This is a genomic window from Spartinivicinus marinus, assembly GCF_026309355.1.
Classification (GTDB): Bacteria; Pseudomonadota; Gammaproteobacteria; order Pseudomonadales; family Zooshikellaceae; genus Spartinivicinus; species Spartinivicinus marinus.
This window is the reverse complement of record NZ_JAPJZK010000001.1, coordinates 2,604,468-2,618,334: the sequence shown is the minus strand read 5'-3', so window position 1 is coordinate 2,618,334 and position 13,867 is coordinate 2,604,468. Positions and strand designations below refer to the sequence as shown.

Genomic DNA, 13,867 nt, shown 5'->3' with positions numbered 1-13,867 from the left:
AAAAATCACACTTATTAACCATCAACCAGCACTAAGTTTGAAATATGAACAACCTTAGCTAGAATATAAAACTGGTACCCCCAAAACTAAAGTACGATGACATTCTACAGTCAAATCAAAAATTCTGACTAGCTGACACAAAATTATCTATAAAATTCCTAAATTTAGGCGAAATTTCCTCAAATATTAATATCAAATTAAATTTGTATTGACTGACTCGTATTTGCTTAACTCTAGTCTTAGCGTAGAGAACTGCTTTTTTATTATTAAAATTACAGTTCAACATTAACATAGCATGTTGATTAGTTTTCACTTTAAAAGAGGACTCTACCATTATCCCTTGTACGGAAATATCAACTGTAGTCACTTCAATAATATGGTCTCGGTATTTAATAACACCTGACCATTGAACCTTGGTTCGGGGGTAACGCCGGTGATCATTAAGTCTTAATTTTTCCACATTACTCACCTCTATCACTTAATTAACTATTTTTTTACCACCGACCCAAGTACGATTGATCATTGGGTGTTCTTCATGGGTTGGCCCCCAATCACTATCTGGATGATAGGCGATTACATCCATACTCTGCTGCGTTGTTTTAAAATTATGTACCGCACCAGTAGGAATTATAAATATCATGCCTTCATGCAATTCAATCGTATCCTTTTCTGTACAACACACACCACACCCTCTCACAATCATTCCTGCCCGAACGCTGGGATGAGTATGCTGGGTTTGAGTAATATTCGTTGGGAAGTGCAATAAGTTCAAACATGGGTCGCCTGCCAACGGAGGGCTGCAAAGTAAGCTATCTGTACAGCCATCTATATAACGAAGTCGTCCTGTTTGCTCAATAGGCCCCCCCATTATATGCATACCTCGATAACCAAGCCGCTGACAAATAACAACTTTAGAAAAAGGTTGCAATATCAATTGACAACCTGCAGGGATATGAAACCATTGTTCACGCTGCAATTGCCAACTAACGAGATTATCCAATACTGTTAACTGACCTGCATAGACATACCCAAAACAAGCTCCTGCATTATCTATTTTGACAGTAATAGGCTGGCTTTTATCAAAAGTTTGGTAACCAAATAACCGTGAAGGGAAGTTACTTTTACTATCATCAAATAATAACCCAAAATAATTATTCCATATTATTACATCTTCCATACTAGTACCTTTATATAAAGAGCAATTGATAGTTCCTCTTCAAGCAGCTTGTTTTTCTATGACTTGTTTGCGCCAAATCTCAAAACTTAATAACATCCATAGCTTAATGCCAAACCGCATATTATGTTCACCTGTGTTATAATTGATAAGTTGCTTTAACCTATCATAATTAAATATGCCTGCTTGATTTACAGCTTTCTTAGAGAATACGTGTTTTATATAGCGCTTCATCTCACCTTGACACCAAAACTGCACAGGTACACGCATACCACTTTTGGGCCTAATAATAATCGACTTAGGTAGCTGTAACTGATAGGCCCGCTTCATCACCAGTTTTTCATCTCCATAACTTATTTTTTGTTTACCTGGTAACCTGAAACTAAACCGTACAATTCGTTCGTCGAACAATGGTGAAAGTGAATGTAGCCTATGAGCCTGTAACATTCTCTCAACTTTAGGTAAAATTAAGTGCGCTCCTTTTAATCGTATGTTCATAGCCATTAACTTATTTAATAGAGTATCAGGTATTTTAGTATTAAAAAAAGGTGACAATACCCCCACCAAGTCTTCTTCATGAGAAAACATATGTTTTACATCAGGCGTTAATAGTTTTTCCAATTCATCATATGCTCGCTGAAATGACTTTAAATAAGTCACTTCACGTGTTTGCCTGGTTAACCCCATAAAGTCAGTGCCATACCACTGACTTAGCAACATTCCATAGTTTTTTGGCCCTCCAAAACATGGATCACCGCCTTCACCGTTAAAAATCCACTGACTATAGTTACTTGCATACTGCGCTAACTCAAAATTTGGTACTGTTATAGGGTCACCAATGGGATCATCTAATAACCAAATAATATTTTTTAAACGGTGCAAAAAATGTTTAGGTTTAATATGAACCTCATGATGGCTAGTTTTGTACCTTTCTGCCACTTGTCTCGCATACTCCAATTCATTAGGGTATTTTTTTCCAAAATGAATTGAAAAAGTATTCAATTTATTCTGGTACAAACTTGCCAGTTCGGCAGTAACTACACTTGAATCTAACCCACCAGATAAAAATATACCCAACTCTCTGTTGGCTGGCAACCGATCTAAAACCGCAGAGGTTAATAGCTTTTTAAATTGTTTGGCAGAATTATCAGCATCATGATATTGATGATTTTCTTTCATTACTTCCTGCTCAAAAAGAAAGTAACGCTTTATCGAGTACTCATGATTTTTCCATGTTAGATAATGGCCTGCAGGAAGCTCATACAACCCTTTAAGCATCGTATTACAGCCAGGTACAAAGCTAAAACTAAGATATTGTGCAAGCGCAGAATTATTAAGCTGTGGAGTAAAAAGCGATAATTGGTGTATAGCTTTGGGTTCCACAGCAAAAAATAAGCTTTGGTTTATTTGACTAAAATATAATGTTTTTTGTCCAGCACCATCTCTAATTAAATAGCCTACGCTTGATTGCTTATCATATAAAACAATAATAAAAGCACCTTCAAGTCTACATAGCTCATTAATACCACTACGTAAGTAGCTTGTTACTACATCATGTGGTTTTGTGTTATAAGAGTCGCCAGTAAAAAAACCATTAATGATCAATGTTACGCTTTCTTTTTTCCATACCCCGACATGAAAGTTCTGGCTGGCATTTTCAGGAACAGTGCCAACAGCTGCAACCAGTGCTTCTGTTGTAACTTGCTGTAAGCCATTAGCAAAACGGTGTTCTAGCTGACTAGCCATTTTTTGAATTACTGTTTTTGGTTGATTACCAAAATACCCAACAAGTCCAGTCATATGTTTTATCCAAAATCATCGGCTAAGGAAAAAGACACATAACTGGCTGTTGCAGCTGCAGCACCCAATACCAGCATATCTTGTAGTTGTGATTTATCTTTACTGATTAGCTGAGTAGATAGTGGATAGGGCAACATATCAACAGTACATTTTGTTATTCTCATTCGTTTATATAGTGATTTTGCTTGTTTAATTTGTTCTTCATAGTAACCCAAGTCATATACCTGTGTATCAGCTAGCTTGACATTAAAATTTCTTTCAATCGCCTGCACCATATTTATTTTATTTTGATTTGTACCATGTAGTAAAACAACAGGCATATTTTCGGCTTGTTCTAATAGGTTTTTAAATTGATCCTTTAAATAATGAGGATAACCATCTTGAGATACTATTAAAGCTTTTGAACGCATATGCTCTTCATTTAGTATTAAACAGTCTACAAATAAAGGATCATCAACAACTACTATACGATCAGCACCATAATCAAAAATATCTGTTTCTTGATTGTTAGCTGGCGGTTTTTTTAACTTTGGCTTATCAACTAAATAGCTATTATTTCTTTTAGCGTTTACCCAGCGTCTATAGTAATCAGAAAAATCCTCTATGCTCATTGGCTTATTGGATTTAATCACTAATTTAATAGCTACTACAAATAAAAGAGTAGCGATAATTAATCCAATATAAGACAAGGCACCAATAAGGATTGCAGAAAAAATCCCACAAAAAATGACAACAAAAATAATAGGCGCTATAAGCGACTTTGCAGATGTCTTCAAAAAGACACTATACAGCATATTTTTAGTAAAGTATCGGGTATTGAATGCGCTAGCCTTAATCTCCAGTTTCTTCATTTTATTGTCATTAAATGGTTCTGTTTTTGCGCGAAATATAAACTTATAACCACAGGAGCATTGCGTATTATATCCTTTTAAAAAGCGTTCACATGATGGACAAATCATTATGGCGCATCCTTGCTAACCTTTTTTAACCAAAGTGTTATAATTAGGCTTTACCAAACTTGTATTTATAGCCTAGCAGGACTAGCCCAAATGTTTCATCGGATATCAAAAATTCTGGACATTCTGACTAAACAGTTTTCTTTATCTTCCGATAAGCCTGATGTCTCCAAGACTCAGCAAACAGCAACACCAGAGTGTTCAAAAGATTGGTAAATCGATTAGGGTGAAACTGGTAACCAGTTTAAAAGTTATGTAAGCCTTGATATCATTGGGCTATAGAAGGCACCTATAATAATTGTGATCAGACGAAATACTCAAGCTAATATGATACGCATTTTATTCTTATGTACTGGCAACTCCTGTCGTAGCCAGATGGCCGAAGGCTGGTTAAAACACTTAAGACCTGATGATTTTGAAGTTTACTCTGCAGGTATTGAAGCTCACGGGTTAAACCCCTATGCTGTACAAGTAATGGCAGAAGCCAGTATCGATATTAGCCAACAACTGTCTCAAACAGTTGACCAATTGCCAGAGCGTCAGTTTGAATATGTTATTACTGTTTGTGACCATGCTAATGAAGTATGTCCAGTGTTCCCTGCTAAAACTAAATTCATCCACCACAGCTTTGAAGACCCTCCCAAACTAGCAGCCAATGCATCAAATGAAGAAGAAGCTCTTAGCTGCTACCGAAAGGTATGTGAAGACATTAAACAGTTTGTTCAAGAAATAGACTCAGCATTAATATAAAATAATCATGTTGATACAAAAATGCTTGTCTTCCCATTAATTACATATATTTATTGAGCTCTTTTTAGGGGTATTTTTGTATCTTTATTTTAGCTAGCGGAAACCTTTGCTATTCAGTTACTGTATGCACCTTCCGCTTTATCTCTTTAACATCAAAACCGCTGCGCATTGAAAGGCGTATCTTCTGTACCAATAGAAGAAGTAATAAGCTGGCAAATCAATTCGGCAGAACTTAACGCATGGGTCCACCCTAACATTCCATGGCCAGTATTGAGCCAAAGATTGGCAATTTTAGTCTGTCCAATTAACGGTAAACTGTCGGGAGTCACTGGGCGTAATCCACACCACTGTTGCAGTATCTGATTGTAATTGCCTGCTTCTGGAAGCAACTGACGTGCAGCGGACAGCATATTATTAATGGCTGCAGAACGAATACTGCTCCCCCACCCTGAAAATTCAGCGACCCCCGCAATTCGTAAGCGATTGCCAAGGCGACAATAAACTATTTTTCTTTTCGTGTCGGTAATTGAAATATCCGGGCATTTATCTGTTGCCGGAACAGTAAGGCTATAACCTTTCATTGGATAGATCGGCAATTTGATACCTACTTTTCGTGCCAGCTGCACACTACTACACCCACAAGCAATCAAATAGTGATCAGCATGTACTGAACCTGTCGGCGTACTCAACCCCAAAACTCGCCCTGACGCAATTCGAATATCAGTAACGGGACTGGCCAATCGTGACCGAAACCCTTGCTGCTGCTGTAGCCTGGTGTACATTTGCTGACAAAAAAGCGCTGCATCGCCACTCTCATCCCCTCGTTGTATTAAAGCACCAATTGCATTAGCCGCTTGACCATGAATTCCAGGGACATCCTGCAGCTGTTTACTAGAAAGTTGCTGTCCAACAGCGTTATCACAAGCCTGACTCAAGTTCTTTTGGTCGAAGTAAAGATAGAGCTTTCCTGATGCAGGGCGAAAGTCAAATGATAACCCCAGCTGGTGCTGCAGTGAGGTCATTAACTCACCTGAACGAATACCTAGCTGTTGCATGGCTAAAGAAGATTTTTGAGTTTGGGCACGCCGAGAACAGGCCAATAGCTTTAGCCCCCAGCATAAAAAATCAAAGCCTGCTTCGTGAGTTATAGCCAAGGTTGGATCTTTACCCAAAATAGCAAGGGGGAGTTGCCTGAGCAGACCAGGCTGATTGATCGGACTATTGTAGTGATACGAAAGCTGGCCACCATTAGCGTGGCTACAACCGGTAGCAGGCTCGGTAGCCTGATCTAATAATTCCACTTCAAAGCCTTGCTGGAGCAACATCCAGGCTGAGCTTAGCCCTATAACACCTGCTCCAACGACAGCAACTTTCATTCTTCAGCCCCTTATCAGTTAACCCAACAATTGTTAAATAGTTATTGTCGAAGAACCCGAGCATAAGAAATAATAGAAATATGTGTATTTTGTATAACTAAATGTTATGGCCCTTTCTGCCCGTCATGTAGAAATTTTTATAGCAATCATGCGAGCCGGCTCTCTGACTGAAGCCGCTCGCCAACTGCATATATCACAGCCGGCTGTTACCAAATCGTTGCAGCATGCTGAACAACGTCTTGGTTATCCTTTATTCCAGCGACTTGGTGGAAGACTGCAACCCACTCCTGAAGCCAAAGCTTTGTTTAAGGCCGCTCAAGATGTGGAGCACTCATTGCAACGGTTGAACCAACTAGGGCTGCGAATGGCAGCACTGGAACATGGGATGCTTGAAATCATGGCTCCTCCAGCCCTGGCACAAGAGCTGCTGCCCATACAAATCAGCCAATTTCAACAGAATTATCCCCAACTACAGATACAATTAAATGTGCAGCAGAATGCTGATATTGCTAACCATATCGCCCAAGGTGAAGCAGAGCTAGGCATTGTTCATTTTCCTACAGACGCTCCTGAGCTGGCGATGGAGTCTCTAGGAAACAGTAGTATTGTTGCATTAATACGACAAGAGCATCCTTTGGCATCATCTGATGTTTTAACACGAGATCAATTAATCAATGCCCCTGTAATCTGGTGTTCTGGAAATACCTGGTGGGCACAGTTAATGGCCCGTGAATTACCTGGATTAAAGCGAGAGAAGTGTCAAAATCAGGTCAACTACTTTGCGGTTGCCTGCCGCATGGCTACCCAAGGACTAGGCATTGCCCTGGTAGATCGTTACTCAATACCTTATTTACTACCAAGTGATTGCAAAGTATTGCCTGTTGTTCCAGAAATTCATGTTTCGTTAGGCATAATCTATCGTCGCTATCAAGCATTATCACAACCAGCGAAGTTGTTTATAAAAGCGCTAAGGAAAACTATGTTTAGTGATTAGTTAGGTAGTGTTTGCTTTTTTGACTATAGATACCCCACAAATGAAATTAACTAGCGACAGCAAAGTTAAAATCACACTTCTTCTTTTTGTTTGTGCTACTGGTAATGCTTTAATGACAGTTTTCATTTTATCAGGTTGGCTACCTGGTCCTTGTAACCGATAAAAATAAGATAAATGGGAACCATACCAATACTTGATCAATAAACCAGGGTTTTGTAGTAATTGAATACCCGGTTGACAATCAATTAAGCTTGCCATTTCACGCATATATTGATGATAGTCCACCAGAGATTTAAGCCACGTACTGTTTTTAAAGAAGCTTTCTTCATAGTGTCGATCTTGTTCTATACGACTATTTAGTTGTTGCTGAGTAAGCCAAGGCTTTTTCCCAGATAACAGTTGTGCCAGATAACGTGCCTGTATTTCAGACATCACCGGTACCCCACCCTGGGTTGGCCTTGCCCAGCCAATTAAGGCTAATTTGGTTTGTAATTGAGGATGCAACATATGTTTAAACAAATCGCGTACATTGCCTAATAACTGACTACAATCAACAAATGAAAAGTTATTTTTATAACCCGTATTGCACACAATAAAATCGAAAATATCATGGGTGCCATCACTAAACATAACCTTGTTGCCTTCAATATGCTTAATTTCTGTTTTTTTCAGCGTTAGCTGACCATTAACGATATCTTCAATAAATGCATCATTCTTAGTTAAAAATCTATCACTGAACCCACCATTTTGATGTTTAATCAACTCAAAATAGTAGCGTTCTTTTTTGCTGTACCTCTTACTAAATTTTAATTTAATGGCTGCCTGACATTTCATAAACCAATCAACACCTGCTTTGCCAGCCGCCCCAAGAATTTTGGTTGTTAACGCATCATTAGTATGATTATGGGCATAACGTCTCACCACCGATGGAAAATTTCTGACTGCAACAGTACAACTATCTGCTTGCTGTGCAATTAAATGGCATACATCACTGCCAGTTTCACCAAGGCCAATACACAGCACTCGCTTCCCTTGATAATTATGCTTATCGAACATTGAGGAATGAATAATTTTACCTGTATAGGTTTCCTGACCACTAAACTGAGGTACATATTCACTTGCATTGGCCCCACTACAAATGACTACATAATCAAATACTTTATTTTCAACTAAACCTTTATCAGTTTTAACCGTTATTGTCGGGCGTTTCGCTTTTGTATTAATGTGAATAACTTGGTGATTAAACAAAATATGTTCACCCAGCTTAAAGTAGCTTACATATTCATTAAGATACTTGATGTATTCCTGAGCAGTCCAATAATAACGCTCTTCAGCCAGACAAGGAGGAAAAGATGAATAAGCCATAAAGTAATTGGATATAGTCAGCCGCATGGTGCGATAGGCTTTCCCCCCTTCGCAGGCTGCATTAAATGCACCTCCAATAGTATGGGAACTATCATAACAGGTAACCCGATGGTTTTGCTCCAATAACTCTTTAATGGTGCACAACCCAGAGATACCAGCCCCAATAATACAAACATCTTTAATACTGACATCCTTGTTCATGACATAATCCAAATAAAAAATATCACTTTATATCAATTAGGCAAATAGTTATATAGTGTTCATGAATAAGATTTGTTAACAGGAAAATATAAAATTATTGAAACTTAACAGCAATATATTAGTTTCTTAAACTATTTAGTAGTCTTCTCTATATTGAATTTGTTGATTTTTGCTACATCCCTATTCATAGTCAGATATACTAAAAAAACATTAATTCATCACGCTACTTGCAAGGAACCACTAATGAAGGAATTCACTAACATCCTTGTTGCCATCACTCACACCCATTACAACAGTGATGAGTTTATTAAAGCTATTGAGTTAGCATTAGCTAATGATGCAAAGTTATCTATTATCGCTGTAGATGACCCAATCACCCGCTTTGCAGAAAAAACCATGCTCAGCAAACTAAAGGTGCTTTTCACCAAACAGTTGCAAGAAGTTTTGAATGATTTCAAAGATCAAGCAGAAAAAGCAAAGGTTCGCTCAGTCACTACAGAGATTCGCTGGGGAAAATCCTATATTGAAATTTTAAAAATGGTGCAAGAACAAGGCTTTGATCTAGTAATTAAGCTAGCCGACCCTTTTGTTAACTTTAGTCGAAGACGACTAACTGGTGATGACCTGCACTTATTAAGAAAGTGCCCTGTTCCTGTTTGGCTGATTGTAGACAATGAAAAACACCCTGGAAAAATTCATAAAGTATTAGTGGCGGTTGATTCTGAGTTTGATGACCCAGACAGAGTAAAACTTAACCACAAATTACTTAGCTATGCTGACAATATTAGTCAGCTGGAAGATGCTGAATTGCATATTTTGCAAGTATGGAGCCTCTATGGTGAAGAGCGCCTTAGAGGCCCATTTATTAATATGCCAGAGGATGAAATAGACCAACTACTCACTCAAACACGTACTGAAAATGAAAAAGCACTACATAATCTAATTATTACTCAACAGTTAGAGCGTGATGGAGTATTCCCTCATTTAGTAAAAGGTAAAGCGTCTGAAGAAATCCATCGCATTGCTGAAGAACTCAACATTGATATGATCGTTATGGGTACTGTAGGGCGCACCGGCCTAGCGGGGTTTGTGATTGGAAATACAGCAGAAAATGTTTTAAGTGAAACCAGTTGCTCTGTATTAGCTGTGAAACCAGACGGGTTTAAAATTGACAAATTTGAATAACAGTCGAAAACTTTCAATTAAGCATTAAATAGTTACCTTAATATATCCAATACGAATGGTTTCTAGGTTCGACAATCAAGTGATGAAACCCTACCTAGAAATCATCTATGAAGAATATATAGCATTTTTATTACAAATTTATAACTTAATGATTGTAGAATGCCTTATCGCATTAAAATCACTTAAGTTAAACTAAGCTGCCCTAAATGCAGTTTTGATTTTAAATTCAGCCTATCAGTAACGGGAGATGTTATGAATTATATTGTCTATTTATCTGGTGAAATACACACCGACTGGCGTGATAAAATTAAAGATGCCGTTAAAGAACATAACCTTTCTGTTACTTTAGTGAGTCCAGTTACAGATCATGAAGCCAGCGATGAAGTCGGAAGCCAAATTTTAGGGGGAGAGGATAAACCGTTTTGGAAAGACCATAAGGCCAGCAAAATCAATGCTATTCGCACTAATAAACTATTGGGGAATGCAGATATTGTTGTTGTTAGATTTGGTGAAAAATATAAGCAATGGAATGCAGCATTTGATGCAGGGCAAGCAGTGGCACTAGGCAAGTCACTGATTGTTATCCACTCACCAGAACTCACTCATCCCCTGAAAGAAGTAGATGCCCAAGCGCTCGCAGTTACTGAAACCCCTGAACAGGTTGTTGAAATACTACAGTATATTTGCCAGTAACTATTACATCTCTCTTATTGGTTATTTCTTGAGCTTCTCAGTTAATGAGAGGCTCTGTTGAATACCCATAACTCTTCTACTACACCTGTTTTTTAACCAAACTACCCTGTTATTTCGTGTTTTGATGAAATATTCGGGTTATAATTCTGCTCATTTTTTCGATTATTTATAGCGTGCTTATTTGAGGTGGCATTGTGACTACAGAAAATACGCCAGACATAAGTACCTTTCAGGGACTTATTCTTGCACTGCAGGACTATTGGGCCAAGCAAGGTTGTGTCGTTCTTCAACCATTGGATATGGAAGTGGGGGCCGGTACCTTCCATCCTGCCACCTTTTTGCGCTCAATTGGCCCAGAACGCTGGAGTGCGGCTTATGTACAACCTAGCCGCAGGCCGACCGATGGCCGTTATGGCCAAAACCCTAACCGTCTACAACATTACTATCAATTTCAAGTGGTGATTAAACCTTCACCTAAAAATTTCCAAGCGCTTTACCTTGGCTCCCTAAATGCAATTGGTGTTGATAGCAATATCCATGATATTCGCTTTGTTGAAGATAACTGGGAGTCCCCTACTCTGGGAGCCTGGGGCCTTGGCTGGGAAGTTTGGTTAAACGGCATGGAGATTTCTCAGTTCACCTACTTCCAACAAGCAGGTGGTATCGAGTGCTACCCCGTTACTGGTGAAATCACCTATGGGTTAGAACGTCTTGCTATGTATATTCAGAACGTAGATAGAGTCTATGACCTGGTTTGGACCGACGGTCCTCTGGGTAAAGTTACTTATGGCGATGTGTTCCTGCAAAACGAAGTTGAGATGTCGACCTACAACTTTGAAAAAGCCGACACAGCCACCCTATTCCAACACTTCGACTTTTATGAAGCAGAAAGCAAGCGGATGATTGAAGACAACTTACCTCTACCCGCTTATGAGTTTGTGTTAAAAGCCTCCCATACCTTTAACTTACTGGATGCTCGCCACGCAATTTCGGTTACTGAGCGTCAACGTTATATCTTGCGAGTGCGCACCCTGGCACGTGAGGTAGCTAGAGCCTATTTTGATGCAAGAAAGCGGCTTGGCTTTCCTCTGGCTGATCCAGAGATAAAAGCTGAGGTTATGGCGAAACTGACAGAGGAGCAGAAATAATGGCAAGCCAAGACTTTCTGGTTGAAGTTGGTACAGAAGAATTACCTCCAAAAGCGCTTAAGCAACTCGCCTCTGCCTTAGCTGATGGTATAACCAAAGAGCTGGAAGATGCCCAGCTAACATTCGACAACAGTGAGTGGTTTGCTACTCCTCGCCGGCTTGCTGTGTTAATTACAGGACTTGTGGATAAACAGCCTGATCGCACCATTGAAAGGAAAGGCCCAGGGCTTAAAGCAGCTTTTGATAAATCAGGCAATCCCACTAAAGCAGCTGAGGGTTTCGCTCGCTCTTGCGGCGTTGCAGTGTCTGAGCTAGAGACACTTGAGCAAGGTAAAAATGCCTGGCTGGTTTACCGCTCAATTGAGCCCGGAAAAGAGACTGTTCAACTGCTTCCAGAGGTTGTGGATAAGTCTGTGAACAACCTGCCAATACCTAAGCGAATGCGTTGGGGTAGCAGCCGTGAAGAATTTGTACGCCCCGTGCAATGGCTAACAGTTTTATTTGGTAGTCATGTTGTTCCTTGTAGCATTTTAGGAGTTGAAGCAGATAGAGTCAGTTATGGCCACCGCTTCCATCATAACGAACCAATCAGTATCGAGAGCCCTAAAAGTTATACCCGACAACTAAACAAGCAAGGAAAAGTGATTGCCTGCTTCATAGAACGCCAACAACAAATTAAGCAGCAGGTAGAACAACAAGCTGAAGCAGTAAACTGTAGAGCTGTCATAGATGAAGATTTACTTGATGAAGTCACTGCGTTGGTTGAGTGGCCTGTTGCTTTAACCGGCAAGTTTGATAAAGCCTTTTTAGAAGTGCCTGCCGAGGCACTGATCTCCTCCATGAAAGAACACCAAAAGTATTTTCATGTAGTAGATAATGCAGGCAAGCTGGTTAACTACTTTATTACTGTTAGCAACATCGAGAGCACTCACCCTCAAACAGTTATAACCGGTAATGAACGGGTTATCAGACCACGTCTGGCAGACGCAGCATTTTTCTACGAAACAGATAAGAAAACGAGTCTGGTCAACCGGCGAGAGCAGCTAAAAGCTATCATTTTCCAAGCCAGGTTAGGCAGTATTTACGATAAAACGACACGAATCAGCCAACTAGCAGGCCATATTGCCGAACAAATTGGTGGTGATGCCAATCAAGCTAAGCGTGCAGGAGAGTTAGCTAAGTCAGACCTAGTCACTGACATGGTGCTTGAGTTTCCTGAGCTGCAAGGCATCATGGGTCGCTATTACGCTGAGCATGATGATGAAAATCCAGAAGTGGCAGCAGCACTTGATGAACAATATATGCCAAGGTTTTCTGGTGATCAGGTCCCTACAACCCTAACAGGCTCTGCTGTTTCCATTGCAGATAAAGTTGATACGCTGGTTGGTATCTTTGGTATTGGCCAACCACCATCAGGTACAAAAGACCCATTTGCATTACGCCGTGCTGCGTTAGGTGTTTTAAGAATTGTGGTAACCAATGAGCTGTCATTGGATATAAAAGCCTGCATAGAAGAATCGATTAATGCCTATCAAGCAGCAGGTGTAAAGCTTGATGCTGTTGAATCACTTGCTAATACCGTACTGGACTTCATTTTAGAAAGATTCCGAGCCTGGTATCAGGATGAAGGACTACCTGTTGAAGTATTCATGGCTGTTAAAGCTTTACGCCCAGTACAACCTCTGGACTTCGATCAACGTGTTAAAGCAGTTGAACATTTCCGCCAACTACCTGAAGCAGAAGCCTTGGCCGCCGCGAACAAACGGGTATCCAATATCTTAGCCAAACAAGGTGACACTGATATCCCAGCCTCTGTTGATGATGGCCTGTTGGTAGAAGATGCAGAGAAAACCTTGGCTAAACAAGTGGCACAAATGACACAAGAAGTGACTCCTCTATTTGAGCACCGTCAATATACTTTAGCATTAGAGTTACTTGCTCAACTAAAAGAAAATGTGGATAACTTCTTTGATCAAGTGCTGGTTAATGTGGATGATACAGCAGTCAGACAAAACCGTTATGCATTGCTGCAACAGCTACGAGACTTGTTTTTGAAGGTAGCGGATATTTCATTGTTGCAGACTTCTTAATGCCATCTCCCTGCTCCGGATAGCGCTCTTATAAGAGTTAAGAACGCTATCGCTCACTATGCAATAGCTAGTGAGCCTCTCTTCCTCTGGGAGAGGGAACTAAAAATACCTGTTGCGGCAGCTTCATAAGAAGTA

The 13,867-nt window shown here is 39.8% G+C and carries 13 protein-coding genes; 7 read left to right on the top strand and 6 right to left on the bottom strand.

All coding sequences use genetic code 11. From position 1 onward, the window contains the following. Positions 1 to 115: 115 nt before the first annotated feature. From OQE68_RS11680 to OQE68_RS11665, 4 genes are read right to left on the bottom strand one after another with little or no spacing between them, the layout of a single operon-like run. On the bottom strand, positions 116 to 460 hold the full coding sequence (locus OQE68_RS11680) for a PilZ domain-containing protein (RefSeq protein ID WP_180568803.1): 345 nt from the start codon (positions 458 to 460) through the stop codon (positions 116 to 118). An 18-nt stretch (positions 461 to 478) separates the two neighbouring features. After that, complete coding sequence (locus tag OQE68_RS11675) at positions 479 to 1,177, bottom strand: cupin domain-containing protein (RefSeq protein ID WP_180568804.1); 699 nt, start codon at positions 1,175 to 1,177, stop codon at positions 479 to 481. Positions 1,178 to 1,216: 39 nt separating this feature from the next. Further along, complete coding sequence (locus tag OQE68_RS11670) at positions 1,217 to 2,974, bottom strand: asparagine synthetase B family protein (protein WP_180568805.1); 1,758 nt, start codon at positions 2,972 to 2,974, stop codon at positions 1,217 to 1,219. A 5-nt stretch (positions 2,975 to 2,979) separates the two neighbouring features. Further along, a complete protein-coding gene (locus OQE68_RS11665; RefSeq protein ID WP_180568806.1) occupies positions 2,980 to 3,933 on the bottom strand; it encodes a hypothetical protein in 954 nt (317 codons plus the stop codon). A gap of 90 nt (positions 3,934 to 4,023) precedes the next feature. On the opposite strand from OQE68_RS11665, the gene OQE68_RS11660 reads away from it, so the two are divergent. Both OQE68_RS11660 and OQE68_RS11655 read left to right on the top strand, forming a co-directional pair. After that, positions 4,024 to 4,146, top strand: a complete 123-nt coding sequence (locus OQE68_RS11660; protein ID WP_255490875.1) for a hypothetical protein — start codon at positions 4,024 to 4,026, stop codon at positions 4,144 to 4,146. Positions 4,147 to 4,230: 84 nt separating this feature from the next. After that, positions 4,231 to 4,680 (top strand): arsenate reductase ArsC, encoded by a 450-nt coding sequence (locus OQE68_RS11655; RefSeq protein ID WP_266195630.1) that lies wholly within the window; start codon positions 4,231 to 4,233, stop codon positions 4,678 to 4,680. A gap of 152 nt (positions 4,681 to 4,832) precedes the next feature. Here OQE68_RS11655 and OQE68_RS11650 read toward each other — a convergent pair whose 3' ends face one another. Further along, positions 4,833 to 6,056: an FAD-dependent oxidoreductase gene (locus OQE68_RS11650; protein ID WP_180568807.1), complete on the bottom strand. Its 1,224-nt coding sequence runs from the start codon at positions 6,054 to 6,056 to the stop codon at positions 4,833 to 4,835. 106 nt (positions 6,057 to 6,162) lie between these two features. Between OQE68_RS11650 and OQE68_RS11645 the strand changes: the two genes are divergently transcribed. Further along, the gene (locus tag OQE68_RS11645) at positions 6,163 to 7,050 is read left to right on the top strand and encodes a LysR family transcriptional regulator (RefSeq protein ID WP_180568808.1); all 888 of its coding nucleotides are present in this window, start codon (positions 6,163 to 6,165) and stop codon (positions 7,048 to 7,050) included. On the opposite strand, the gene OQE68_RS11640 is transcribed toward OQE68_RS11645, so the two are convergent. Beyond that, positions 7,051 to 8,616 (bottom strand): flavin-containing monooxygenase, encoded by a 1,566-nt coding sequence (locus OQE68_RS11640; protein ID WP_180568809.1) that lies wholly within the window; start codon positions 8,614 to 8,616, stop codon positions 7,051 to 7,053. A gap of 243 nt (positions 8,617 to 8,859) precedes the next feature. Here OQE68_RS11640 and OQE68_RS11635 point away from each other — a divergent pair, with 243 nt between their 5' ends. The 4 genes from OQE68_RS11635 (at position 8,860) to glyS (ending at position 13,732) form a co-directional block, all read left to right on the top strand. Continuing rightward, positions 8,860 to 9,801 (top strand): universal stress protein, encoded by a 942-nt coding sequence (locus tag OQE68_RS11635; RefSeq protein WP_180568810.1) that lies wholly within the window; start codon positions 8,860 to 8,862, stop codon positions 9,799 to 9,801. A 252-nt stretch (positions 9,802 to 10,053) separates the two neighbouring features. Continuing rightward, positions 10,054 to 10,494: a YtoQ family protein gene (locus tag OQE68_RS11630; protein WP_180568811.1), complete on the top strand. Its 441-nt coding sequence runs from the start codon at positions 10,054 to 10,056 to the stop codon at positions 10,492 to 10,494. A 194-nt stretch (positions 10,495 to 10,688) separates the two neighbouring features. Further along, positions 10,689 to 11,642, top strand: coding sequence for a glycine--tRNA ligase subunit alpha (gene glyQ, locus OQE68_RS11625; protein WP_180568812.1), 954 nt, complete (start codon positions 10,689 to 10,691; stop codon positions 11,640 to 11,642). After that, entirely contained in the window at positions 11,642 to 13,732 is a 2,091-nt protein-coding gene (glyS, locus tag OQE68_RS11620; RefSeq protein ID WP_180568813.1) for a glycine--tRNA ligase subunit beta, read from the top strand. The genes glyQ and glyS overlap by 1 nt, the downstream gene beginning before the upstream one ends. The last annotated feature ends 135 nt before the right edge of the window (positions 13,733 to 13,867 follow it).

Excerpts from the sequence above, each read along its gene's own strand:
- OQE68_RS11675 (WP_180568804.1), bottom strand. The coding sequence starts at position 1,177 with ATGGAAGATGTAATAATATGGAATAATTATTTTGGGTTATTATTTGAT.
- OQE68_RS11670 (WP_180568805.1), bottom strand. The coding sequence starts at position 2,974 with ATGACTGGACTTGTTGGGTATTTTGGTAATCAACCAAAAACAGTAATT.
- OQE68_RS11665 (WP_180568806.1), bottom strand. The coding sequence starts at position 3,933 with ATGATTTGTCCATCATGTGAACGCTTTTTAAAAGGATATAATACGCAA.
- OQE68_RS11660 (WP_255490875.1), top strand. The coding sequence starts at position 4,024 with ATGTTTCATCGGATATCAAAAATTCTGGACATTCTGACTAAACAGTTT.
- OQE68_RS11650 (WP_180568807.1), bottom strand. The coding sequence starts at position 6,056 with ATGAAAGTTGCTGTCGTTGGAGCAGGTGTTATAGGGCTAAGCTCAGCC.
- OQE68_RS11645 (WP_180568808.1), top strand. The coding sequence starts at position 6,163 with ATGGCCCTTTCTGCCCGTCATGTAGAAATTTTTATAGCAATCATGCGA.
- OQE68_RS11640 (WP_180568809.1), bottom strand. The coding sequence starts at position 8,616 with ATGAACAAGGATGTCAGTATTAAAGATGTTTGTATTATTGGGGCTGGT.
- OQE68_RS11635 (WP_180568810.1), top strand. The coding sequence starts at position 8,860 with ATGAAGGAATTCACTAACATCCTTGTTGCCATCACTCACACCCATTAC.
- OQE68_RS11630 (WP_180568811.1), top strand. The coding sequence starts at position 10,054 with ATGAATTATATTGTCTATTTATCTGGTGAAATACACACCGACTGGCGT.
- glyS (WP_180568813.1), top strand. The coding sequence starts at position 11,642 with ATGGCAAGCCAAGACTTTCTGGTTGAAGTTGGTACAGAAGAATTACCT.